General features: G+C 36.0%; 21 protein-coding genes. All 21 read left to right on the plus strand.

What is annotated here, in order from left to right; genetic code table 11:
• Nucleotides 1-70 precede the first annotated feature (70 nt).
• Nucleotides 71-4,405 (plus strand): PolC-type DNA polymerase III, encoded by a 4,335-nt coding sequence (locus D1606_RS01865; RefSeq protein WP_119414322.1) that lies wholly within the window; start codon nt 71-73, stop codon nt 4,403-4,405.
• A 129-nt stretch (nt 4,406-4,534) separates the two neighbouring features.
• Nucleotides 4,535-5,017 (plus strand): ribosome maturation factor RimP, encoded by a 483-nt coding sequence (gene rimP, locus D1606_RS01870; RefSeq protein WP_119414323.1) that lies wholly within the window; start codon nt 4,535-4,537, stop codon nt 5,015-5,017.
• Nucleotides 5,018-5,037: 20 nt separating this feature from the next.
• Nucleotides 5,038-6,183: a transcription termination factor NusA gene (gene nusA / locus D1606_RS01875; protein ID WP_119414324.1), complete on the plus strand. Its 1,146-nt coding sequence runs from the start codon at nt 5,038-5,040 to the stop codon at nt 6,181-6,183.
• A 74-nt stretch (nt 6,184-6,257) separates the two neighbouring features.
• A complete protein-coding gene (gene rnpM / locus D1606_RS01880; RefSeq protein WP_119414325.1) occupies nt 6,258-6,536 on the plus strand; it encodes an RNase P modulator RnpM in 279 nt (92 codons plus the stop codon).
• On the plus strand, nt 6,533-6,844 hold the full coding sequence (locus D1606_RS01885) for a YlxQ family RNA-binding protein (protein WP_119414326.1): 312 nt from the start codon (nt 6,533-6,535) through the stop codon (nt 6,842-6,844). The genes rnpM and D1606_RS01885 overlap by 4 nt, the downstream gene beginning before the upstream one ends.
• Before the next feature lie 14 nt (nt 6,845-6,858).
• Nucleotides 6,859-9,129, plus strand: coding sequence for a translation initiation factor IF-2 (gene infB / locus D1606_RS01890; protein ID WP_119414327.1), 2,271 nt, complete (start codon nt 6,859-6,861; stop codon nt 9,127-9,129).
• Nucleotides 9,129-9,407: a DUF503 domain-containing protein gene (locus D1606_RS01895; RefSeq protein WP_119414328.1), complete on the plus strand. Its 279-nt coding sequence runs from the start codon at nt 9,129-9,131 to the stop codon at nt 9,405-9,407. Before infB ends, D1606_RS01895 begins: the two co-directional genes overlap by 1 nt.
• Nucleotides 9,408-9,426: 19 nt before the next feature.
• Nucleotides 9,427-9,777, plus strand: a complete 351-nt coding sequence (gene rbfA / locus D1606_RS01900) for a 30S ribosome-binding factor RbfA (protein ID WP_119414329.1) — start codon at nt 9,427-9,429, stop codon at nt 9,775-9,777.
• 120 nt (nt 9,778-9,897) lie between these two features.
• The gene (truB, locus tag D1606_RS01905; protein WP_119414330.1) at nt 9,898-10,812 is read left to right on the plus strand and encodes a tRNA pseudouridine(55) synthase TruB; all 915 of its coding nucleotides are present in this window, start codon (nt 9,898-9,900) and stop codon (nt 10,810-10,812) included.
• 11 nt (nt 10,813-10,823) lie between these two features.
• Nucleotides 10,824-11,771 carry a bifunctional riboflavin kinase/FAD synthetase gene (locus tag D1606_RS01910; RefSeq protein ID WP_119414331.1) on the plus strand — a complete coding sequence of 316 codons (948 nt, stop codon included), beginning with the start codon at nt 10,824-10,826 and terminating at the stop codon, nt 11,769-11,771.
• 161 nt (nt 11,772-11,932) lie between these two features.
• Nucleotides 11,933-12,202, plus strand: a complete 270-nt coding sequence (rpsO, locus tag D1606_RS01915; RefSeq protein WP_119414332.1) for a 30S ribosomal protein S15 — start codon at nt 11,933-11,935, stop codon at nt 12,200-12,202.
• A 206-nt stretch (nt 12,203-12,408) separates the two neighbouring features.
• Nucleotides 12,409-14,517 (plus strand): polyribonucleotide nucleotidyltransferase, encoded by a 2,109-nt coding sequence (gene pnp / locus D1606_RS01920; protein ID WP_119414333.1) that lies wholly within the window; start codon nt 12,409-12,411, stop codon nt 14,515-14,517.
• A 110-nt stretch (nt 14,518-14,627) separates the two neighbouring features.
• Nucleotides 14,628-15,857 carry a M16 family metallopeptidase gene (locus tag D1606_RS01925; protein WP_119414334.1) on the plus strand — a complete coding sequence of 410 codons (1,230 nt, stop codon included), beginning with the start codon at nt 14,628-14,630 and terminating at the stop codon, nt 15,855-15,857.
• A gap of 81 nt (nt 15,858-15,938) precedes the next feature.
• Complete coding sequence (locus D1606_RS01930) at nt 15,939-16,208, plus strand: YlmC/YmxH family sporulation protein (RefSeq protein ID WP_119414335.1); 270 nt, start codon at nt 15,939-15,941, stop codon at nt 16,206-16,208.
• A complete protein-coding gene (locus tag D1606_RS01935) occupies nt 16,205-17,005 on the plus strand; it encodes a dipicolinate synthase (protein WP_119414336.1) in 801 nt (266 codons plus the stop codon). The genes D1606_RS01930 and D1606_RS01935 overlap by 4 nt, the downstream gene beginning before the upstream one ends.
• A gap of 1 nt (nt 17,006) precedes the next feature.
• Nucleotides 17,007-17,594 carry a dipicolinate synthase subunit B gene (locus tag D1606_RS01940; RefSeq protein ID WP_119414337.1) on the plus strand — a complete coding sequence of 196 codons (588 nt, stop codon included), beginning with the start codon at nt 17,007-17,009 and terminating at the stop codon, nt 17,592-17,594.
• A gap of 79 nt (nt 17,595-17,673) precedes the next feature.
• Nucleotides 17,674-18,714: an aspartate-semialdehyde dehydrogenase gene (locus tag D1606_RS01945; RefSeq protein WP_119414338.1), complete on the plus strand. Its 1,041-nt coding sequence runs from the start codon at nt 17,674-17,676 to the stop codon at nt 18,712-18,714.
• A gap of 13 nt (nt 18,715-18,727) precedes the next feature.
• Nucleotides 18,728-19,618 (plus strand): 4-hydroxy-tetrahydrodipicolinate synthase, encoded by an 891-nt coding sequence (gene dapA, locus D1606_RS01950; protein WP_119414339.1) that lies wholly within the window; start codon nt 18,728-18,730, stop codon nt 19,616-19,618.
• Nucleotides 19,619-19,738: 120 nt separating this feature from the next.
• Nucleotides 19,739-21,406, plus strand: a complete 1,668-nt coding sequence (locus D1606_RS01955) for a ribonuclease J (protein ID WP_119414340.1) — start codon at nt 19,739-19,741, stop codon at nt 21,404-21,406.
• Nucleotides 21,407-21,557: 151 nt separating this feature from the next.
• Nucleotides 21,558-23,897 carry an FtsK/SpoIIIE family DNA translocase gene (locus tag D1606_RS01960; RefSeq protein ID WP_119414341.1) on the plus strand — a complete coding sequence of 780 codons (2,340 nt, stop codon included), beginning with the start codon at nt 21,558-21,560 and terminating at the stop codon, nt 23,895-23,897.
• Nucleotides 23,898-24,185: 288 nt separating this feature from the next.
• Nucleotides 24,186-24,914, plus strand: a complete 729-nt coding sequence (locus D1606_RS01965) for a GntR family transcriptional regulator (RefSeq protein WP_119414342.1) — start codon at nt 24,186-24,188, stop codon at nt 24,912-24,914.
• The last annotated feature ends 32 nt before the right edge of the window (nt 24,915-24,946 follow it).

Consider the following 24,946-nt stretch of genomic DNA (forward strand, 5'->3'; position numbering starts at 1 on the left):
CTTTTCTTTATTTAAAAAAGTAAAAGAAGAAGCTTGTTAAAATAGAAAATTTAAGAAAGTAGGTGGAAAGATGGCAAACGAACAAGATTCAAAACTAAAATTTCAGCTTTTATTACAACAAATCAACATGACTGAAGATGTATATATGCCCTTTTTTACAGATGCTGAAATGACACGCATGACTGTACACAAAAAGGATCGTGTTTGGCGCTTTTCATTGAAATTACAAAATATATTACCTTTTAGAGTATTTCAAGATTTTCAAATGAGGTTAGATGCGGCATTTTCACGAATTGCAAGTGTATTTGTTGATATAGAAACTATTCAACAAGACATATCTGAACAGCTAATCTCTGATTATTGGCTCAAGATTGTTGAGGATATTGAAGAAATGTCCCCACCATTAAGAGAAGAGTTAGCAAAACAATTCCCACAATGGAACGGTCAAAAACTAATGCTGAATTGTCAACAAGATTTTCAAATGAGGACATTGAAGACGAAATATGCTGAAGTTATTTCAAATGCTTATAAACAATTTGGTTTTCCGTATATGGCTGTTGACTTTCAATTAAAAGAAATAACAGAAGACTTAGCTGCCCAACAACAAGCATTCCTCGAACAACGCCGAAAAGAAGAAGCTGAATTTGCACAGCAAGCAGTAATGGATATGCAAAAACGAGAACAGGAAAAACAAGAGCATACAGATTTAGATGAAATAGCAAATCGCCCATTCCAATTGGGGATTCCTATCAAACCAGATGAAGCCTTGATGGAAATTCATCAAATCCAAGATGAAGAACGTCGTGTTGTCATTGAAGGGTTTGTATTTGATGCTGAAGTGAAAGAGTTAAGAAGTGGACGTTCATTATTAACGCTCAAATTAACTGACTACACGGACTCTATTTTAGTCAAAATGTTTTCTCGAGATAAAGAAGATGCAGCACTTATGCAAATGGCTAAAAAGGGTATGTGGGTAAAAGTACGTGGTTCTGTTCAAAATGATACTTTTGTACGCGATCTTATCGTAATGGCACAAGATATAATGGAGATTAAACCAACAGTCAAACTGGACAAAGCTCCTGATGATGAAAAACGTGTGGAGCTACATCTACATTCACCAATGAGTCAAATGGATGCTGTATCATCTGTCGATTCTCTTGTAGGTCAAGCGGCTAAATGGGGACACCCAGCAATAGCCATTACCGATCATGCTGCCGTCCAATCCTTCCCAGATGCATATAATGCAGGCAAAAAACATGGGATAAAAATTATTTATGGTGTAGAAGCAAACTTGGTTAACGATGGAGTGCCAATTGCTTATGATGATCAACATCGATTACTAGAAGAAGATACATTTGTCGTATTCGACGTGGAAACAACAGGATTATCAGCAGCATATGATACGATTATTGAACTTGCAGCAGTAAAGATTAAGAACGGAGAAGTTATTGATACATTTGAAAGTTTTGCTAATCCGCATCATCCACTCTCTGCAACTACAATAGAATTAACGAGCATAACGGATGATATGGTCAAAGATGCTCCAGAAGTAGTCGATATGATTGCGAAATTCCATGATTTTATTGGCGATAGTATTGTTGTAGCGCATAACGCAACGTTTGATATTGGTTTCTTATATGAGGCATATAAAAAAGCAGGAATAGATAGTTTTCATCATCCTGTTATTGATACACTTGAACTTGCCCGTTTTTTACATCCGGAGATGAAAAATCACCGTTTAAATACTTTATGTAAAAAGTTCAATATTGATTTAACTCAACATCACCGTGCCATTTATGATACTGAAGCGACAGGTTATCTATTATTGCATTTATTAAAAGAAGCCGATGAACACGATATAAAATATCATGATGATTTTAATAAGCATATAGGTGGAGGAGATGCTTATAAAAGAGCTCGTCCAACACACTGTACTATTTTAGCTATTGATAATGATGGTTTAAAGAACTTGTTTAAGTTAGTAAGTGAATCACATGTATCAACTTTTTACAGAGTACCTCGGATTAAACGTTCCTCTTTACAAAAATATCGACAAGGATTATTAGTGGGAACAGCTTGTGATAAAGGTGAGTTTTTCACGGCAGTTATGCAAAAGTCGATGGATGAAGCAATGGAAGTTGCTAAATTCTATGATTATTTAGAAGTACATCCAAAAGACGTTTATGCACCATTAATTGAGGCTGAGTTGATCAGAGATGAATGGAATTTAGAAGATATCATTCGAAAAATCGTGAAAATCGGAAAGAAATTGGACAAACCAGTTGTTGCAACAGGAAATGTACACTATTTAAGTGAAAATGATGCGATATTCCGCAAGATCCTACTACGTTCACAAGGTGGGGCTAATCCATTAAATCGCTACGAACTACCAAAAGTTCACTTAAGAACAACAGACGAAATGCTCCAAGATTTTGCGTTTTTAGGTGATGATATAGCGAAAGAAATCGTTGTTACTAATACACAAAAAATAGCCAACATGATTGGTGACGTGGTACCAGTAAAAGACAAATTATATACACCTCGTATTCAAGGGGCAGAAGAAACTGTTCGTGAAATGAGTTATAATATGGCTCATCAAATTTACGGACCTAATCTTCCAGAAATTGTAGAAGCGCGTCTTGAAAAAGAACTAGGATCAATTATTGGACATGGTTTCTCAGTTATTTATTTAATCGCACATAAGCTTGTAAAAAAATCGTTAAGTGATGGTTATTTGGTAGGTTCGCGTGGTTCTGTAGGTTCGTCGCTTGTTGCCACAATGATGGAAATCACAGAAGTAAACGCATTACCGCCACATTATATTTGTCCAAATTGCCAACATGTTGAATTCTTTAATGATGGTTCTGTAGGTTCAGGATTTGACTTACCTAACAAAGATTGTCCTGAATGTGGTGCACATTACAAAAAAGATGGACATGATATTCCGTTCGAAACATTCCTAGGGTTCAAAGGGGATAAAGTTCCTGATATCGACTTAAACTTTAGTGGTAGTTATCAACCTCGTGCACATAACTACACGAAAGTTTTGTTCGGAGAGGATTATGCATATCGTGCCGGAACTATAGGTACAGTTGCAGAGAAAACCGCCTATGGCTATGTAAAAGGATATGCTGCAGATCATAATATGAATCTTCGTGGTGCAGAGGTGGATCGACTTGTACAAGGTTGTACAGGCGTAAAACGAACTACTGGTCAGCATCCAGGTGGTATTATCGTTGTACCAGATTATATGGATATTTACGATTTTTCACCATTCCAATACCCAGCAGATGCACAAGATGCCGAGTGGCGAACAACACACTTCGATTTCCACTCTATTCATGATAATGTTTTAAAACTTGATATTCTTGGACATGATGACCCGACAGTAATTCGTATGCTTCTAGATTTAACAGGTATTGATCCTAAAACAATTCCAACAGACGATCCAGAAGTGATGAAAATTTTCACTGGTCCTGAATCTCTAGGAGTTACAGCTGAACAAATTAATTGTAAAACAGGTACTCTTGGAATACCTGAGTTTGGTACAAGATTTGTACGTCAAATGTTAGAAGAAACTAAACCATCCACTTTCTCAGAATTAGTTCAAATTTCAGGCTTATCACATGGTACGGATGTTTGGTTAGGAAATGCAAGTGAGTTAATCGAAAATGGAACTTGTGTTTTATCTGAAGTTATCGGTTGTCGTGATGATATTATGGTTTATTTAATCTATCAAGGACTTGAACCATCTTTAGCGTTTAAAATTATGGAACATGTTCGTAAAGGGAAAGGGCTAACAGAAGAAATGGAAGCAGCCATGAGAAAAGAAAGCGTTCCAGAATGGTATATTGAGTCATGTAAAAAGATAAAATATATGTTCCCGAAAGCCCATGCTGCTGCCTATGTATTAATGGCTGTTCGTATCGCATACTTTAAAGTACATTTCCCGATTGTATATTATTGTGCTTATTTTACTGTACGTGCTGATGATTTTGATTTAATAGCTATGGTCAATGGTCCACAAATGATTCGTGCGCATATTGAAGAAATTGAAGCGAAAGGTTTAGAAGCATCAACAAAAGAAAAAAGTTTGTTGACTGTTTTAGAGTTAGCGCTTGAAATGTGCGAACGTGGAATGTCATTCCAAAAGGTAGATTTGTATCGTTCTAAAGCAACTGAATTTGTAATTGATGGTCAGAGCTTAATACCACCATTTAACTCAATACCAGGTTTAGGAAATAACGTAGCATATTCGATTGTAAAAGCTAGAGAAGAAGGAGAATTCCTTTCTAAAGAAGATTTACAAATTCGAGGCCGCGTTTCAAAATCATTGATAGAGTATATGGATAAATTAGGTTGTTTAGAAGGAATGCCAGATGCTAACCAGCTATCCCTTTTCTAGGGTTAGTTGCATTTGCTACTCGATTGTGTTATTATTTAGTCAATTATTTGTTGATAGTACGACAGCAAAAGAGTGGGATTTCCCGCTCTTTTCTGTTGTTATGACAACTTAGTAAGGCAGGAGGATTGTATGAGCAAAGTTACAACTGAAGTAGAACAACTCGTAACACCAATTGTAGAAAGCTTGAATCTTGAGTTAGTTGAAGTAGAATTTGTCAAAGAAGGTCGTGATTGGTTTCTACGCGTTTATGTGGATACTCCTGAAGGAAGCATTGACATTGAACAATGCGCACAAGTAAGTGAATTATTAAGTGTTAAATTGGATGAAGTTGATCCAATTGAACAAAATTATTTTCTTGAAGTCTCCTCTCCAGGAGCAGAACGTCCACTTAAAAAAGATGCAGATTTTGAAAAGTCAATCGGTCAATTTGTGCATATTAAATCATATGAAGCCATTAATGGCATGAAAGAATTTGAAGGGTATTTAAAATCGTATACAGACCAAGGCGCTGAGCTAGCTGTACAGATTAAAACAAGAAAAATTACAGTTCTAATACCGAAAGATAAAATTGCAAAAGCTCGCTTAGCAATCGATTTTTCAGCAGAACGTTAACTTTAGGAGTGAAATAGTCAATGAGTAAGGAATTAGTCGGTGCTCTTAATGCACTTGAAGCGAAAGGTATCTCAAAAGAGGTTATCGTCGAAGCAATTGAGGCAGCACTTATTAATGCATATAAAAAGAATTATAACCAAGCAGCAAATGTCCGCGTAGACTTAAATTTAGAACGAGGTACAATGCATTTATACTCTCGTAAAGATGTTGTTGATGAAGTGGATGATGAACGTCTACAAATTTCTTTAGAAGAAGCGAAAAAAATCAACCCTAATTATGAAATAGGCGATATCGTGGAAGAAGAAGAAACACCTCGTAACTTTGGTCGTATTGCTGCTACAACTGCAAAACAAATTGTTACACAACGCTTCCGTGAAGCTGAACGTGGTATTGTGTACGAAGAATATGTAGACCGTGCAGATGACATTATTAATGGTGTTGTAGAACGCTTAGATCCTCGTAACATTTATGTAGGAATTGGTAAAATTGAAGCGGTTCTTCCTCAAAACGAACAAATTCCTGGTGAAGTATATAAACCACATGATCGTATCAAAGTTTATATTACGAAAGTTGAACGAACTTCACGTGGACCACAAGTATTTGTTTCAAGAACTCATCCAGGCTTACTACGTCGTCTATTTGAACTTGAAGTACCAGAAATCTTCGAAGGTGTTGTAGAAATCAAATCTATCGCTCGTGAAGCTGGAGATCGCTCTAAAATTTCTGTATTAGCTCATAATGAAGAAGTAGATCCAGTTGGATCATGTGTAGGTGCAAAAGGTGCACGTGTTCAAGCAATTGTCAATGAATTACACGATGAAAAAATTGATATCGTGGAATGGTCAGAAGACCCTGTTGTATTTGTAGCCAATGCGTTAAGCCCTTCTCAAGTACTAGATGTACAAGTGAACGAAGAAGAAAAGTCAACAACAGTTGTTGTACCAGATTATCAATTATCACTTGCAATTGGTAAACGCGGTCAAAATGCAAGACTTGCTGCAAAACTTACTGGTTGGAAAATCGATATTAAAAGTGAAACAGATGCTACAGAGTTAGGAATTTATCCTCGCCAAGAAGCACAAACTGATGTTTATAAAGATATCGATGAAGAAAATGATAATAACGAAGATGTAATAGTGGACTTATATAAAGACGACGAAGAATAAGAAGAGTGAAAATAATTAGTAGGATTTTATATCCTATTCATTAACTCTTAACGCCAGAAGAAAGGTGAGTTCTGATGCCGATCAATCGTAAAGTACCTTTAAGAAAATGTATCGCAACAGGCGAAATGCTTCCCAAAAAAGAAATGATTCGTGTTGTCCGTTCGAAAGAGGGAGAAGTAACAGTTGATTTAACAGGTAAAAAATCTGGCCGTGGTGCATACGTTTCAAAATCTGAAAATGCAATTAAAATGGCAAAAGAAAGAAATATCTTTGAACGTCAACTTGAAGTGAAAATTCCTGATGAAGTATTTGATGATTTATTGGCAATCGTTCGTAAGGAACAAAAGGCATGAATCAACAACAAGCAATTTTTAATTTATTGGGTTTAGCAGCTCGTGCACGAAAAATCGTTACCGGAGAAGAACAAGTTATTAAAGAAGTCCGAGGACAAAACGCAAAACTTGTTATTTTATCTACGGATGCTTCGAAAAATACACGAAAAAAAATGCAAGATAAATGTAATTCTTTTAACGTTGAGCTACATGAGTTTGCAACAAGAGATTTTCTCGGACACGCTATTGGTAGGGAGGCGAGAGTTTCCGTAGCTATTATGGACAGTGGATTTGCTAAAAAGCTGTCTGAGCTACTCAACGAAATCTAACCGGGGGTGAATGCATGACAAAATTACGAGTTCATGAATATGCGAAACAAGTAAATAAGTCAAGTAAAGAAGTTATAGAACAATTATCAAAGCTCCATATTGACGTAAAGAATCATATGTCAATGTTAGAAAAAGACGCAATAGGCAAATTGGATGGTATATTTTCAAAGAAAAAGAGTAATCATACCACTCAACAAAAAAGTGAACAAAAGGGACAGCCAGGAACTCGTCCTGTAGCAAGAAAAAATAGTCCTGCTCAAACAAAACAAATAAATACCCAAGGAAGTACCATGAATAATAATTCGACCTCAAAAGATCATTCAAAACCAAAAAATAATTCTAATAATAATAATAATCAAAGTCATTCGAAAAATAGTAACAATAACCAAAATCGCGGTGGACGAAACGGAAATGCTCAAGGTGGCAATCGTAACTTCAACCAAAGAAGAAAACCGGGCATTCATGGCGGACAACGTCGTAAAAACCGTCCGCAACCAGCTCCACAACCTGCAGTTAAAAAAGAATTACCAGAAAAAATTACTTTCTTTGAATCTTTATCAGTTGGCGAATTAGCAAAAAAATTAGGTCGTGAACCTTCTGAAATTATTAAAAAATTATTTATGCTTGGTGTAATGGCAACGATTAACCAAGAATTGGATCAAGATGCCATCGAACTAATTTGTGCTGATTACGGTGTTGAAGTAGAAGAAGAAGTACGTATAGATATTACAGATTTAGATACTTATTTTGAAGAAGACGAAAATGAAGACCAAGATAATCTTCAAGAACGTCCACCAGTTGTAACAATTATGGGACACGTTGACCATGGTAAAACAACATTACTTGATTCTATTCGTAATACAAAAGTAACTGAAGGAGAAGCCGGTGGTATTACACAACATATCGGTGCTTATCAAGTTGTTGTAAAAGGTAAGAAAATCACTTTCCTAGATACACCAGGACACGCAGCATTTACAACAATGCGTGCACGTGGAGCCAAAATTACAGATTTAACAATTTTAGTTGTTGCTGCTGATGATGGTGTTATGCCTCAAACAATTGAAGCGATTAACCATGCAAAAGCTGCTGAAGTTCCAATTATTGTAGCGGTAAACAAAATGGATAAACCTACTGCAAACCCTGACCGTGTTATGCAAGAATTAACTGAACATGGACTAATTCCTGAGGATTGGGGTGGCGATACAATCTTTGTACCAATTTCAGCACTTACAGGTGATGGAATCGATCAATTACTTGAAATGATTTTGCTAGTTTCTGAAGTAGGAGAACTAAAAGCAAATCCTAAACGTCGTGCATTAGGTTCAGTTATTGAGGCACAATTAGATAAAGGACGCGGTTCCGTTGCTACATTATTAGTACAAAACGGTACATTAAACGTTGGTGATCCTATTGTAGTAGGTCATACATACGGTCGTGTCCGCGCGATGGTCAATGACTTGGGTCGACGTGTAAAATCTGCTGGTCCATCAACACCAGTTGAAATTACTGGTTTAAATGAAGTGCCTCAAGCAGGCGATCGATTCGTTGTTTTTGAAGATGAAAAAACAGCTCGTCAAGTTGGTGAAGCTCGTGAATCTACTGCAATTCAAGCTCAACGTTCAGAAAAACAACGTGTAACATTAGATAACTTGTTTGAACAAATGAAACAAGGCGATATGAAAGAGTTAAATCTAATCGTAAAAGCTGATGTACAAGGTACTGTTGAAGCAATGGCAGCTTCATTGATGAAAATTGATGTAGAAGGCGTAAATGTAAAAATCATTCACACGGGTGCTGGTGCAATTACTGAATCAGATATCGCACTTGCAGCAGCTTCAAATGCAATTGTAATTGGATTCAATGTACGACCTGATATTAATGCAAAACGCGTTGCTGAAGCAGAAGGTGTAGATATTCGCCTTCACAAAATCATTTATAAAGTAATCGAAGAAATTGAATCTGCGATGAAAGGTCTACTTGATCCTGAATTCGAAGAAAAAGTAATTGGTTCTGCAGAAATTCGTGAAACATTTAAAGTTTCAAAAGTGGGTACAATTGCTGGTGGTTATGTCACTGAAGGTAAGTTAACACGTGATAGTGGCGTTCGTGTCATCCGTGATGGTATTGTTGTCTTTGAAGGGGAATTAGATTCCTTAAAACGTTTCAAGGACGATGCCAAAGAAGTGGCAAAAGGATACGAATGTGGCTTTACCGTTAAAGACTACAACGATATTAAAGTTGGAGACGAAATTGAAGCATTTATTATGGAAGAGATTAAACGCTAATGATCGTTTATGCAGAGTGTGAATTTATCGTCCCTTCTGCGCATTCGCTAAAAGAGAAAAGAGCTGTATTACAACGTATGATTACTCGTACAAAACAAAAATACAATGTCTCTATAGCGGAAATTGATCATCAAGATGTTTGGCAAAGAACGCTCTTAGCACTTGTTTCTGTTGCTTCTACCCAACAAGCGGCTGAAAAAGAACTGAAACGCGCAATTGCCTTTTTAGAATCTTATCCCGAATGGCAATGTCTCAATATACATCAAGAGTTTTTATAGAAATTGAGGTGAAACGATTATGTCAATGCGCTCTAACCGTGTTGCAGAACAAATGAAAAAAGAACTTGCGGATATCATTAGCCGAAAGTTAAAAGATCCAAGAGTAGGATTTGTTACTGTAACAGACGTAGATGTGACTGGTGACTTACAACAAGCAACTGTATATATTACTTGCTTAGGTACTGAAAGAGAACGTCAAGATACTATGAAAGGTCTTGAAAAAGCAAAAGGCTTTATTCGTTCTGAAATTAGCCATCGTATTCGTTTACGAATTACACCCGAAATTTCATTTGAGTTTGACTCATCTGTTGAGTACGGTAATCGAATTGACACATTGTTACGTCAACTTAACGATTCACAAGAGCAATAATCGAAAAAGCCTGCAGATTCATTTTTTGCAGGCTTTTTCTAATATAATTATCGAAGACAACATCTCTTAAATTAGAGTGTTTAACTTTAAAGTATTTTATAAGTAAAGGTGTGAACATTCATGCAGCACGGTATTCTTCCATTATGGAAAGAACGAGGTATGACTTCTCATGATTGCGTATTTAAAATACGTAAAATCTTACATACCAAAAAAGTAGGCCATACAGGAACATTAGATCCTGGTGTTGAAGGCATATTGCCTATTTGTATAGGTAATGCTACAAGACTAGCTGAATATCTAACTGATGCTGGAAAAGAGTATGAAGCAATCATCGAGATTGGGACAACTACCACAACAGAAGATGCGGAAGGTGAAGTTGTAGAGGAAGATTCAACAGAGAAGCATATTACTCGTGAGCAACTATTAAATGCGCTAAACTCATTAACAGGGGTAATTTCTCAGACGCCGCCTATGTTTTCGGCAGTTAAAGTAAATGGACGCAAATTATATGAATATGCTCGACAAGGAGAGACAGTTGAACGTCCTACACGTCAAATAACAATCTATTCTTTACAATTACTAGATGATCGTCAAGATTATTTTGGAAAGACAATTACTTTCCCTGTTCGCATTGCTTGTAGTAAAGGAACCTATATTCGAACATTAGCTGTTCAAATAGGTGAGGCTCTAGGCTATCCTGCGCATATGGCCTCTTTAGTACGCACAAAATCTGGTACATTTACAAAAGAGGATTGTGTCACATTAGCTCAATTGCAGGAATTAATGGAAAATGGTCAGTTAAACGAATGTATTAAGCCATTAGAATATGCATTAATAGATTACCCTCAGTTTGAAATTACAGCGGAAAATCATAAGAAAATTATAAATGGTCAAGTATTACCAATGCATCCTTCTCTTGAAGAACATGATAAAATAGTTTATATGGAAAATGACAAAGCGGTTGCTGTCTATGTAAAGCATCCGGAGAAAAAGGGACTTATGAAACCAGAAAAAATGTTCCCTAAAGTTGATTAGGAGGCAGTCGCATGAAAGTTATTCAACTGATGTACCCTTATCAAATCAGTTCAGATAAAATCGAGGGCCCATATTCTTTAGCAATTGGATTCTTCGATGGGGTTCATCGTGGGCACCAAGCTGTTATTAAACAAGCAAAGAAACAAGCAGAGCAAAAAAATTTAAAATTAGCCGTTATGACGTTTGATCCACATCCATCGATTGTGTTAGGACAACGTAAGGAACAGGTATTTTATATTACGCCTTTAAAACAAAAATTAGAGATACTAGAAGAACTTGAAGTAGATACTGTATTTGTTGTTCGATTTACTTCTGACTTTGCTAAGTTAAGTCCACAACAATTTGTTGATATATTTATTCGCAATTTAACGATTAAACATGTTACAGCAGGATTCGACTTTACATTTGGTGCAATGGGACGTGGTACGATGAAGGATTTACATGAAATGAGTAATGGAGATTACGAAGTATCTATAGTTGAAAAACAGCAACAGGATTCTGATAAGATTAGTTCAACACGTATCCGACATGCCTTAAAAGAAGGAGATATGGAGTTAGTACGTGAACTTCTTGGAAGACCTTATCAAATTCCTGGTATCGTAGTACACGGAGATAAACGTGGCCGTCAAATTGGCTTTCCAACTGCGAATGTACAAGAAGCTGAAGGAACATTCATCCCTGCTATTGGCGTATACGCTGTAAGATTACAAGTGCAAAATGAATGGCATGATGGCGTATGTAATGTAGGGTATAAACCAACATTTAAAAATCCTGATGAAAAGAATTTAACTATTGAAGTATTTATTAATAATTTTGATAAGAATATCTACGGTGAAGAAGTTAAAGTGGATTGGTATAAATATCTTCGTGGCGAGAAAAAATTTGATGGGATAGATTCATTAAAGGCACAAATTGAATTAGATAAAGAAAGTGCAATGGAATATTTAAGTCATTGCTAATTCACTTAACCAATTAAATATAGTTGCATGAGCATCATCTTTATGTTAATATTTTTAAAGTGATTTGTTTGCGCATATCACTAAACCTTTACTTGGCACATCGAATCACCAACGTGTTGCTCAGTAATTGGGGATATTTCAATTTTTAGGAGGTGAATAGGATGGCACTAACAAAAGAACGTAAAAACGAAATCATTGCTGAATTCCGTACACACGAAAGTGATACTGGTTCACCAGAAGTTCAAATCGCTGTCCTTACGGAAGAGATTAACAACTTAAACGAACATTTACGTGTTCACAAAAAAGACCACCACTCTCGTCGCGGTTTATTCAAAATGGTTGGACGTCGTCGTAACTTATTAAAATATTTACGTGAAAATGACGTACCACGTTACCGTGAAATCATTACAAAACTCGGCTTACGTCGATAAAATGCACTTTTGTGAAAGCGGGCTTGTCCCGCTTTTTCTTTATGCTTCTATAATTCCATCTATAAATACAACCTCCTAGATCCTAATAGAAGTTGAATTTAGAGAAATGTTTCGCAATGCATAATAATTTTTGATAAACTACAAGTAACTACATAACATAAATATATATGTCATTAGGTTTTCTTTTTAAGAGAGGAGTTCAATACATGGACGAAAAAAAGGTTTTTACCTATGAATGGGCAGGACGACCTTTACAAATTGAAGTTGGTCAGCTCGCAAAACAAGCTAATGGGGCGGTTATGGTTCGTTATGGAGAATCGGCTGTATTATGTAATGCAACGATGTCTAAACAACCTAAACAAGCAGATTTCTTCCCATTAACAGTTAACTATGAAGAAAAATTATATGCTGCTGGTAAAATTCCAGGAGGCTTTATCAAACGTGAAGGACGTCCTTCTGAGAAAGCAATATTAACATCTCGATTAATTGACCGTCCAATTCGTCCTCTTTTCCCGGACGGATTCCGTAACGAAGTACAAGTAATCTCTATGGTAATGTCAGCAGATGCTGATTGTAGTACTGAAATGGCAGCAATGCTTGGATCATCATTAGCGCTTATGGTATCTGATATTCCATTTGATGGACCAATTGCTGGCGTTCAAGTAGGTATGATTAATGACGAATTCATTGTGAACCCTACAGTTGAACAATGGAAAGACTCTGTCATCAATTTGACAGTTGCAGGTACAAAAGATGCGATTAATATGGTTGAAGCCGGTGCGTTAGAAGTACCAGAAGAAACTATGCTTGAAGCAATCATGTTCGGTCATGAAGAAATCAAAAAATTGATCGCATTCCAAGAAAAAGTAACTGCTGAAGCTGGTAAAGAAAAAATCGAAGTAGTTCTTCATGAATTAGATCCAGAACTAACTGCATCTATTACTTCTGAATATGAAGAAAAAATGAATGCAGCTATCCAAACTCACGAAAAACATGCTCGTGATGAAGCAATTGAAGCTGTTAAAGCAGAAGTTGTAGCGAAATTTGAAGAACAAGAAGCAGACGAAGATACTTTAAAACAAGTAAATCAAATTTTAGATAAAATGGTAAAAGAAGAAGTTCGTCGTTTAATCACAGAAGAAAAAATCCGCCCTGATGGCCGTAAATTGGATGAAATTCGTCCATTATCTTCTGAAGTAGGCTTACTACCACGTGCTCATGGTTCAGGCTTATTCACTCGTGGACAAACTCAAGCGTTATCTATTTGTACTTTAGGCGCATTAAGCGACGTACAAATTATTGATGGTCTTGGAGTTGAAGAGTCTAAACGATTCATGCACCATTATAACTTCCCACAATTCTCTGTAGGTGAAACTGGTCCAATTCGTGCACCAGGTCGTCGTGAAATTGGTCATGGTGCTCTAGGTGAACGTGCATTATCAGCAATTATTCCAGATGAAAAAGACTTCCCTTACACTATTCGTTGTGTATCTGAAGTGTTGGAATCTAATGGATCTACTTCACAAGCAAGTATTTGTGGCTCATGTCTTGCACTTATGGATGCAGGTGTTCCAATTAAAGCGCCTGTAGCTGGTATTGCAATGGGACTTGTCAAAAAAGGCGATTATTATTCAATCTTAACTGATATCCAAGGTATGGAAGATCACCTTGGTGATATGGACTTTAAAGTAGCAGGTACTGCTAAAGGTGTAACTGCACTTCAAATGGATATTAAAATTGATGGACTTTCTCGTGAAATCCTCCATGAAGCTTTAGTTCAAGCAAAACGTGGTCGTATGATTATTCTCGATTCAATGCTTGCAACACTTTCTGGCCCAAGAGAACATCTTTCAAAATATGCACCAAAAATCAAAAGTATTCATATTAATCCAGATAAAATCCGCGATGTTATCGGACCTGGTGGTAAACAAATCAATAAAATTATCGAAGAAACTGGCGTGAAGATTGATACTGAACAAGATGGTACTATATTCATCTCATCTTCAGATGAAGAAATGATTACACGTGCAAAAGGCATCATTGAAAATATTGTTCGCGAAGCAAAAGTTGGCGAATACTATATGGGTAAAGTAAAACGTATTGAAAAATTCGGCGCATTCCTTGAAATTTTCCCAGGAAAAGACGGTTTACTTCACATTTCTGAAATTCAAGAAGAACGTACAAAAGCTGTGGAAGATGTATTGAAAATTGACGATGAATTATTAGTAAAAGTCATCGAAATCGATCGCCAAGGTCGCGTTAATTTATCTCGTAAAGCAGTGCTTAAAGAAGAAAAAGAACGTCAAGAAAAATAATAGCGGAAATATTATAGCTATCGCATCATCATTACAAAATAAAATCACGAGGTTGCCAGTAATAGAACTCTACTACTGCAGCCTCGTTTTTACATTAAGGAGGATATTACATGGTAAAAAAATATACATGTCCAAACGGTGTACGTATTTTAGTGGAAAAGTTACCCTATGTGCGTTCTGTATCAATGGGGATTTGGGTCAATGTTGGATCTGGAAACGAAAGCCCAGAAGAAAATGGGCTTACCCATTTTATCGAACATATGCTATTTAAAGGTACATATAGTAGAACAGCTAAAGAAATTGCAGAATCCTTTGATCGAATTGGAGGACAATTAAATGCTTTTACATCTAAAGAAAATACTTGCTATTATGCAGTAACGCTTGATCATCATGCTGAGAAAGCTATTACAATATTAGCAGATATGTTCTTCCATTCGAAATTTACTGATGCGGATATTGAAAAAGAACGACAAGTTATTTTTGAAGAGATGGCAATGGTGGAAGATACACCTGATGATGATGTAGATGAACGCCTCTGGAATACTATGTATCCTACTCATCCAATAGGCGCACCAATACTTGGAACAGAAGAAACGTTAGAAACATTTACGAAAGAAAAGATTGAATCTTATATGTACGAAAATTACACGCCAGATAAAGTTGTAATTTCTGTTGCGGGAAATGTATCAGATGATCTAGTCAATAAAATCATCTCTTTATTTGACCAATTTCAAAACAAAAGCCATCATTCGAAAATTCTTAAAGCGCCACCTGTATTTAGAGCAGGGAATATAGAAAAAGAAAGTAATACAGAGCAATCACATATAGCGATTGGATTTGAAGGTTTAACAGTAAAAGATCCGGATTTAGTAAGCTTACTAGTCGTAAATAATATTTTAGGTGATACAACATCTTCTAGATTATTTCAGCAAATTCGAGAGGAGCAAGCATTAGCATACTCCATTTTCTCTTATTATTCTGCATATGAACATGCAGGTGCTTTTATGATTTATGGGGGGACTTCACCAGAAAAACTTACGGTGCTTGAGGAAACAATACTAAAAATTACAGAGAAGATGGTAAAAGACGGAGTATCACCAATCGAAATACAGTATGCTAAAGAACAGTTAGAAAGTAATTTATTATTAGGGCTCGAAACATCAAATGACTTTATGAATCGCAACGCTAAAAACGAGCTGCTTTATGGTGAAGAAAAAACTGTAGAGCAAACGTTAAAAGAGTTATATGCAGTAGATGAAGAAAGTGTAAATCGTGTGATACAAAGGCTTTTAACAAAACCATTTGCTCGATCAGTTATTCAACCAGCTAAGGGGATATAAGAATTATCTCCTTAGCTTTTTTTATGCACGGGAAAAGCTTCGACTTCATACACTGTTAATACGGGAAAAAGGAGGGATTGAATGCTCTTATCAGAGCTTGCAGAGAAAGAGTTGATTCAGATTAAAGATGGTGTACGATGTGGGTTGCTCTCAGAGACCGAATGTTTACTAAATGCGAAAACAGGGCAAATCTATGGTTTTGAATTAGTAAATAAAGGTGTTAAACTACCTTTTAAACAAAAAGAACCTAAGGCGCAATCGTTTATTCCATGGACGGAAATTTCGTTGATTGGTGAAGACCGTATCTTATTTAATAAGACGCAACCTTTAACATCGGGGTATACAAAATGAGTACAGAATCATGGCTGATATTAGGAAAGGATTTACGTTTTAAAGAGTTAGCGTTACAACTTTCGCTGGATTTCAATAATGTTATTTATAAATATACAGATCAATGGAATGATGAGATACAGCAAATAATAATGACGGAAAGGCCAGAGAGAATTGTATTGCCGATCCATGCAGTTGATTTACCTAAATTTGCTTTTGAATCATTACCAAAAGAGACAGCGATATTCGTTGGAAAAAGCAATCAAAGTTTACAGCAAGAACTTCGATATTTAGATGAGAAACATATTATCCATTATTTACAAGATGAATCTTATATATGGCTAAATGCAAGACTAACATCAGAAGGGATGCTTTGTGCTTTTTATGAACTTGAATCCGCTTCTGTTTATGGAAAATCCTTTTATATTACGGGATTTGGAAGAGTCGCTAAAATGCTCGCATTCATGTTACACAGATTAGGCGCAAATGTGCATATTTTAGCACGTTCAAATAGTCAAATTCAAGAAGCAATTGCTTATGGTTATGTTGCTTCCCAACTAATCCCTGAAAATATTAAAGAACATTATTATTTAATCAATACAATACCAAATAAATGGTTAAATGAAGATTTCCATCAACAATTAGATGAAGAAACTAAGATTTTTGATTTAGCTTCAGCACCAGGATGTTTAAATATAGAAAGTGATATCAATTATACATTATTACCAGGACTACCAGGAAAGTATTTTCCACAGGATGCAGCGGATTTATTGGCACAAGTAATCATACGAAAAAACAACGAATTAAGGGAGGGATGATATGTTAGATGGAAAACGCGTAGGACTAGGAATTACTGCATCACACTGTACTTATGCTGATGTTATACCTAAAATCACCTCGCTAACTGATTTAGGAGCAACGGTTGTACCGATTATTACGCATTCGGTACTAACGGCAGCAACACGTTTTGGAACAGGTGACGAGTGGATTGAGAAAATCGAAACGCTAGCAGGGCATAAAGTCATTAAAAGTATAGTAGAAGCAGAACCTTTTGGACCTTCAAATCCATTAGATTGTATGGTCATAGCACCTATGACTGGGAATTCTATTAGTAAATTTGCAAATGCATCAACAGATTCGCCAGTATTGATGGCAGCAAAAGCAACATTAAGAAATGGGAGTCCTGTAGTATTAGGAATTTCGACAAATGATGCTCTTGGTTTAAATGGAGTAAATGTTATGAAATTGTTAAATACAAAAAATATCTTTTTTATTCCTTTTGGTCAAGATGATCCTATTAACAAGCCGAATTCGTTGATTTCGGATTTTACACAGTTAGCTGACACAGTAAAGGCATCTTTAGAAAAGAAACAATTACAGCCTTTAATAATTCAATATACTAAATAATTTAAAAATTATATAAATATTCTATAAATTGTGATACAATAGCGCCATTATCGAAAGATTAGTTGAGGAGAGATGTATGATGACTAAAGAATATACAGTAGCAGTAGTTGGAGCTACAGGTGCAGTAGGAACAAAAATGATGGAACAACTTGCTAAGCGTAATTTTCCAGTAGGTAAGTTAAAACTATTAGCATCTAAGCGTTCTGCTGGTAAGGAACTAACATTTAATGGTCAAACATACACTATTGAAGAAGCTACTCCAGAAGCATTTGAAGGAGTAGATATTGCTTTATTTAGTGCAGGGGGAGCAGTTTCAAAGGCATTAGCACCAGCTGCAGCAGAACGTGGAGCAGTTGTTATAGATAACACAAGTGCGTTCCGTATGGATCCGGAAGTTCCTTTAGTAGTTCCAGAAGTAAACCCACAAGATATTGCAGAACATAAAGGAATTATTGCAAATCCAAACTGTTCAACAATTCAAATGGTTGCAGCCTTAGAGCCGATTCGTCAAGCGTATGGTCTAAAAAATTTAATCGTCTCTACATATCAAGCCGTATCAGGATCAGGTATAAGTGCAATAGAAGAACTAAAAGAACAAAGCTTGAAATTTGATCATCCAAAAGATGTTGAAGCACATATTCTACCTGTAAAAGGTGATAAAAAACATTATCCAATCGCTCGTAATGTTATCCCTCAAATTGACGTATTCACGGAAAACGGGTTCACCTATGAAGAGATGAAAATGATAAATGAAACAAAAAAAATTATGCACGCACAAGATCTTCCAGTTGCAGCAACTTGTGTACGTGTCCCTGTAGTAGCTGGACATTCAGAGTCTGTTTATATTGAAATCGAACAATCAGGTGTTACTGCTGAAGATATTAAAAATGTTCTTCAAGGAGCGCCTGGTATCATTGTACAAGATGATATAACAGCTCAAGTATATCCAATGCCTATTTTTACGGAAGGCGAAGATGAAGTATTTGTAGGACGTATCCGAAAAGATTTAGCAAAAGATAATGCGTTCCATCTTTGGGTTGTCTCAGATAACTTGTTAAAAGGAGCAGCATTAAACTCTATTCAAATTGCCGAAAAAATGATTGAAGATGGATTAATCTAAGGAGGCAAAATAAGTGGATATTGGTAATATCGCTACTGCTATGATTACACCGTTTCGTGAAGATGGCACTATCAGCTTTGAAATGCTTTCAGATGTTATTGAACATTTAATAGCTAATGGAACGGATTGCATAGTAGTCTGTGGTACGACAGGTGAATCACCGACATTATCACATGATGAAAAGGTAGCTATATTTGATTTTACTGTTAAGAAAGTCAATAATAGAGCCACTATTATTGCAGGTACTGGAAGTAATCATACACAAGCTTCAATAGATTTAACAAAAGAGGCTGAAATTGCTGGTGTTGACGGCATTATGTTAGTTGCACCATATTACAACAAACCTAGTCAACGGGGCATGTATGAGCATTTTGCAGCTATTGCCAACTCAACAAAACTTCCTGTCATGTTATACAATATTCCCGGCCGATCGGTTGTCAATATACAAACACAGACAATTATACAGTTAAGTAAAATTCCAAATATCCAAGTTGTTAAAGAAGCGAGCGGAAGTTTAGATCAGATGACTGAAATTATATCTAATACACCAAAAAACTTCCAAGTGTATTCAGGTGATGATGGTTTGACATTACCATTACTCTCCATAGGTGGAGACGGTGTTGTTTCGGTTGCATCACATATAGTTGGAAATGATATGCAAAAAATGATCAAAGCTTTTCATGAAGGTCAACTTGAAAAAGCAGCTACAATTCACCAAGCATTATTACCATTAATCCGTGCGCTATTTGCAACACCGAGTCCATCCACTCTTAAATATGCATTAACGAAATTAGGAATTGGCTCAGAATATGTCAGATTACCAATTGCTAAGTTAACTGATGAGGAAAAAGCAGCCTACGATTTTGCATGGCATGAATACCTGGAAAGACAAAAACAATTTTAGAAAAATTATTTTGGAATGGGCAACTTAGCCCATTCTTTTTTTTTGTTTGTGAAAACTCACAACTATCTATATAATGGGAGTAAGTGGTTTGTGTTCGGGATTATTTTAGGAGGAAATCAAGTGGCAAAAACAAAAAATGAAGTTATTCGCGTCATTCCACTAGGTGGCGTTAGTGAAATCGGCAAAGCTATGTATGTCGTTGAAATCGATGAAGAGCTATTTGTCGTTGATAGTGGACTTATGTTTCCTGAGGATGAAATGTTAGGAATAGATTACGTTATTCCTGATATGACATACTTAGAGGAAAACAAATCTCGTGTAAAAGGTATTTTCCTTACTCATGGGCATGAAGATGCGATTGGTTCAATAGCATATCTTTTACAAAAAGTTAGTGCACCTGTATACGGTTCTAAGTTAACAATCGCATTAGCTAAAGAACATTTAAAAGATTTACCTGCACCATATCCTGTAAAATTCTTTGAAGTGACAAGTAAGAGTCGTATGAATTTCCAATCTACCTATGTGACATTCTTCCATACAACTCATAGTATTCCAGACTCATTAGGTATTGCTTTCCATACTTCAGAAGGTGCGATTGTACACACTGGAGAATTCAAATTTGACCAATCAGCACAAGGTAAATATAAACCGGATATAGCTAAAATGGCTAATTTGGGTGAAGAAGGTGTATTTATCTTAATGTCTGATTCTACTGAAGCTGAACGACCAGGATATACAATTCCTGAAATTGTCATTCGAGAAAAGTTAGCAAAAACTTTCCATAAAGCTGAAGGAAGAATTTTAGTTGCACTTTATGCATCAAACTTCATAAGAATTCAACAAGTATTTGACCAGGCTACAGCAGCTGATCGTAAAATAGCTGTTGTCGGTCGTAGTTTAGAACATGCCTTTGAAATAGGAATGCGTTTAGGATATCTTTCTGTAGATCAGGATCGAATTATTTCTGTCAACAAAATGAATGATTATCCAGATGATGAAATTGTAGCAATAATTACTGGTAACCAAGGTGAACCACTAGAAGGATTAGAAAAAATTATCCGTAAACACCACCGTGATATCCGTATTAAATCTACAGACACCGTTTTAATAACATTTACACCTTCGCCAGGTATGGAAGTTCAAATTGCAGATACGATGAATAGTCTTGCAAAGCTAGGCGCTAAAGTATTATCTGCAGATAAAAAAGTACATGTATCAGGACATGGAGCCCAAGAAGATTTGAAATTGATGTTAAATCTTATGAAGCCAAAATATTTTATCCCGATTCAAGGCGAATATCGCATGCTAATCGCTCACTCTAAATTAGCACAACAAACAGGTTTATCTAAGTCACAAATCTTTATTGCTGATAAGGGAGACATCGTCGAATATAAAGGCGGTAAAATGCGTATGAGTGGACGAGTTACTGCTGGCAATGTACTTATAGATGGAATTGGCGTTGGAGATGTTGGTAACATTGTATTACGTGATCGAAAGTTACTTAGTCAAGACGGTATATTTATCGTCGTTGTTACGATTAACCGCCAACTTAAGAAAATTGCATCAGGCCCAGAAATTTTATCACGTGGATTTGTCTATGTAAGAGAATCTGAAGAGTTATTAAGTGAATCTTCTAATTTAGTTAAAGAAGTTGTCGAAAAATATGTGAATAAAGGATCATATGAATGGACAAATATAAAACAAGAAATCCGTGACACGCTTAACTCTTATTTATTCCAAAAAACAAAGCGCCGCCCAATGATTATCCCTATTATTATGGAATATTAAAATTAAGCGGACGAAAAGGATTTCCTTACCTCTCTTTGGTAGGAAATCCTTTTTTCCTTTCAATATATAAAATATTTGATGAAAGGGATTCAATAGATTCTTTGAAGTTCTACAGAGCTATTTGATAGAACGAAAGAAAGTAGGTGGAGTCATGACAATAGCAAAAAAGGGGACAGCTAAAACAAAAAAAGCGTCGACATCAAAAGCAAAAAAGGAGACTCATCCTTTAAAATACGAAATTATTGGTTTAATACTAATTGGTTTTGCTATCATTATATTTTTTGAATACGGAATTGTCGGGAAGTTATTACAATGGTTATCCTTATTCCTCTTTGGAAACTGGGCAGTCATTGTTCCATTCTTATTGGTGGTAAGCGCTCTATTATTAATGGTCAAAAGAACAGTACCAAGTCTGAAAAATCGGTTAATTATAGGAAGCTTATTAATAACTGGTGGTTTAACTTTGTTTAGCCATATTGCATTGTTTGAACAGTTGTATAAAGGAAATGCAATTCAAAGTAATTCTGTGTTAAAGGAAACTTGGCGGATTTTAATCACAAGTGATGGAATAGTAAAGCATAGCCATGCGTTAGGTGGTGGGATAATAGGCGCTTTATTATTTGCTTGTTTTTATGCTTTATTTGATTCTGCAGGAGCTAATATAGCAGGTTGGTTAATGGTGTTAATAGGTATTGTATTGATCACCGGAAAAGCGCTTCTTCCATATATAGCTAGTAAATGGCCAACAATCAAAAAAGTAATCCTACAAATGAGGGAAGATTCAAATACTACGGTAAGTCGACGCAAAGAAGCTAAGAAGAAAAAGAATGAGAAAAAAGAAAATACACGTAATAATAGGAAAAAGGCAAAATCTGAAACTTCGATTCCTGATGAAGAGCACCAAGCTGCAACTGCAGTCGAATCAGTAATAGAGGAGCGAAGAGAACCTATCATCTCAGCATTCTCACAAAGAATTCAACAAGAAGATGTAAAACCTGAATCTACAATCACAAATGAACAAGAGGAGATTGCCCAACAAGTAGAATCGTCATCGATTATGACATCAGATGTAATCGAAAACGAATCATACCAATTACCATCCATGAACAATTTAAAACTTCCACCACACACTGACCAAAGTGGGGAGTTTGAGTTAATACAAGGAAATGCGCGTAAATTGGAACAAACTTTTCAATCCTTTGGCGTCAAAGCTACCGTCACACAAGTTCATCTTGGCCCAGCGGTTACTGAATATGAAGTTTTACCTGATCGAGGTGTGAAAGTTAGTAAGATCGTTGGCTTACAAGATGATTTAGCTTTAGCACTTGCAGCAAAAGATATTCGTATTGAAGCGCCAATTCCAGGCAAGTCTGCAGTAGGAATAGAAGTGCCAAATAAAGAAGTCGCTATTGTCAGTCTGAGGGAAGTATTAGAATCTAAACAAAATAATAGACCAGATGAAAAGCTATTAATCGGTCTAGGTAGAGATATTACTGGTGACGCGAAATTGGCAAAACTGAACAAAATGCCGCACTTACTAGTCGCTGGTTCGACTGGTAGTGGTAAATCCGTTTGTATCAATGCAATTATTATAAGCATTTTGATGAGAGCAAAGCCACATGAAGTTAAAATGATGATGATTGACCCTAAAATGGTCGAATTAAACGTCTATAATGGCATTCCTCATTTACTAGCTCCAGTTGTAACAGATGCTCGCAAAGCATCACAAGCTTTGAAAAAGGTCGTTGCAGAAATGGAAAGACGGTATGATCTTTTCTCACATACAGGAACACGTAATATAGAGGGATATAACGAGCATATTGATAGATTTAATGAAGCAAATGGAGAAAAACACCCGAAGATGCCATTTATCGTAGTAATTGTAGATGAATTGGCTGATTTGATGATGGTTGCTTCAAGTGATGTAGAAGACTCGATTACAAGACTTGCACAAATGGCTCGTGCTGCAGGTATTCATTTGATCATTGCTACACAAAGACCAAGTGTTGATGTTATTACAGGTATTATTAAAGCGAATATCCCATCAAGAATCGCTTTCGCTGTTTCTTCTGCTATTGATTCTCGTACCATATTAGATATGGGTGGCGCAGAACGTTTGTTGGGTAGAGGGGACATGCTATTTTTACCTGCTGGTGAGTCGAAACCAGTACGTGTACAGGGGGCATTTGTCTCTGATCATGAAGTTGAACAAATAGTAGATTTTGTTATTGCACAACAAAAAGCACAGTATCAAGAAGAAATGATTCCTTCTGATGAAGAGGAAGTTCCAGATTTAGATGATACAGATGAATTATATGAAGATGCAGTACAATTAGTGGCTGCACAAGATACGGCTTCCGTTTCTTTCTTACAAAGAAAGCTCAAAATAGGTTACGCTAGAGCTGCCCGCATTATGGATCAAATGGAGGAAAGAGGTATTGTTGGACCTGCTGAAAAGAGTAAGCCGAGGGAAGTATTGATTGGTAAATAATTACTATATCGTTCGCTAACAAAGTATTTTATGGATAAAGAAAACACAAGGTTAAAAGGAAATTAAAGAAGACGATAAAAATTCCATTATGTGAGACTTAAGTATAATTTATCATTTATTTATTAAACTGTTATCAAAAATTACTACAAGCAATGAAAAAAATTATCTGTTTTAACACAGTTTTCGCAAAAGTTATTTATTTAAAGAAAAAAAATGGTATAGTAGTTTCTGATTAGTAGGAATGTTTTACGTCTGATGTCTGATCTTTAATTTCTGGTGGTGGTTTGTATGACAATAAAGTCTGATCATCGTCATCTCTATCTTCAAGTGATTGATCATTTAAAAGCAGATATAGAACAAGGTGTATATAAAGAAAATGAAAAACTGCCTTCAGAATTTGAATTATCCAAATCACTTGGAGTAAGCCGTGCAACACTTCGTGAAGCACTTAGATTGTTGGAAGAAGAAAATATCATTGTTCGAAGACATGGTGTAGGTACATTTGTAAATCCAAAACCATTATTTACGTCTGGAATTGAACAACTATCAAGTATCTCCTCTATGATTGAGGAGGCGGGAATGCAGCCTGGTACAAACTATATTAGTACGACTGAGTTGCTTCCAAAAGAAGAGGATATTAAACGTTTCCAATGTGATGAAGATGAACCTTTAATATCGATTGAACGTGTACGTACAGCAAATGGAGAACCTGTTGTGTATTGTGTGGACCAAGTACCGGCAAAATATTTGCCTAAAAACTTCTCGTCTCGACATAATTCTTCTATTTTTTCAGCATTAGAAGAGTCAGGAGATATACATGTAGCATACGCTGTTACATTTATAGATCCAATTGGCTATCACAATCAAGTATCTCCAATATTACAATGTGGGCGTGAAACAGCGCTTTTAGTTTTAAAACAGCTCCATTATGATGATAACGATCGTGTGGTGCTGTATTCACGTAACTACTTCAGAGCTGATAAATTCAGTTTCCATGTGGTTCGAAAACGTGTGTGAAAAAACACGTACTCATTCCTGCTATCGAATCT

The organism is Rummeliibacillus sp. POC4, from assembly GCF_003576525.1.
GTDB lineage: Bacteria > Bacillota > Bacilli > Bacillales_A > Planococcaceae > Rummeliibacillus.

Excerpts from the sequence above, each read along its gene's own strand:
- D1606_RS01965 (WP_119414342.1), top strand. The coding sequence starts at position 24,186 with ATGACAATAAAGTCTGATCATCGTCATCTCTATCTTCAAGTGATTGAT.
- truB (WP_119414330.1), top strand. The coding sequence starts at position 9,898 with ATGCAGCACGGTATTCTTCCATTATGGAAAGAACGAGGTATGACTTCT.
- D1606_RS01865 (WP_119414322.1), top strand. The coding sequence starts at position 71 with ATGGCAAACGAACAAGATTCAAAACTAAAATTTCAGCTTTTATTACAA.
- D1606_RS01945 (WP_119414338.1), top strand. The coding sequence starts at position 17,674 with ATGACTAAAGAATATACAGTAGCAGTAGTTGGAGCTACAGGTGCAGTA.
- D1606_RS01935 (WP_119414336.1), top strand. The coding sequence starts at position 16,205 with ATGAGTACAGAATCATGGCTGATATTAGGAAAGGATTTACGTTTTAAA.
- rnpM (WP_119414325.1), top strand. The coding sequence starts at position 6,258 with ATGCCGATCAATCGTAAAGTACCTTTAAGAAAATGTATCGCAACAGGC.
- infB (WP_119414327.1), top strand. The coding sequence starts at position 6,859 with ATGACAAAATTACGAGTTCATGAATATGCGAAACAAGTAAATAAGTCA.
- pnp (WP_119414333.1), top strand. The coding sequence starts at position 12,409 with ATGGACGAAAAAAAGGTTTTTACCTATGAATGGGCAGGACGACCTTTA.
- D1606_RS01895 (WP_119414328.1), top strand. The coding sequence starts at position 9,129 with ATGATCGTTTATGCAGAGTGTGAATTTATCGTCCCTTCTGCGCATTCG.
- D1606_RS01910 (WP_119414331.1), top strand. The coding sequence starts at position 10,824 with ATGAAAGTTATTCAACTGATGTACCCTTATCAAATCAGTTCAGATAAA.
- D1606_RS01925 (WP_119414334.1), top strand. The coding sequence starts at position 14,628 with ATGGTAAAAAAATATACATGTCCAAACGGTGTACGTATTTTAGTGGAA.
- nusA (WP_119414324.1), top strand. The coding sequence starts at position 5,038 with ATGAGTAAGGAATTAGTCGGTGCTCTTAATGCACTTGAAGCGAAAGGT.
- D1606_RS01940 (WP_119414337.1), top strand. The coding sequence starts at position 17,007 with ATGTTAGATGGAAAACGCGTAGGACTAGGAATTACTGCATCACACTGT.
- rpsO (WP_119414332.1), top strand. The coding sequence starts at position 11,933 with ATGGCACTAACAAAAGAACGTAAAAACGAAATCATTGCTGAATTCCGT.
- D1606_RS01885 (WP_119414326.1), top strand. The coding sequence starts at position 6,533 with ATGAATCAACAACAAGCAATTTTTAATTTATTGGGTTTAGCAGCTCGT.
- D1606_RS01930 (WP_119414335.1), top strand. The coding sequence starts at position 15,939 with ATGCTCTTATCAGAGCTTGCAGAGAAAGAGTTGATTCAGATTAAAGAT.
- rbfA (WP_119414329.1), top strand. The coding sequence starts at position 9,427 with ATGTCAATGCGCTCTAACCGTGTTGCAGAACAAATGAAAAAAGAACTT.
- rimP (WP_119414323.1), top strand. The coding sequence starts at position 4,535 with ATGAGCAAAGTTACAACTGAAGTAGAACAACTCGTAACACCAATTGTA.
- D1606_RS01960 (WP_119414341.1), top strand. The coding sequence starts at position 21,558 with ATGACAATAGCAAAAAAGGGGACAGCTAAAACAAAAAAAGCGTCGACA.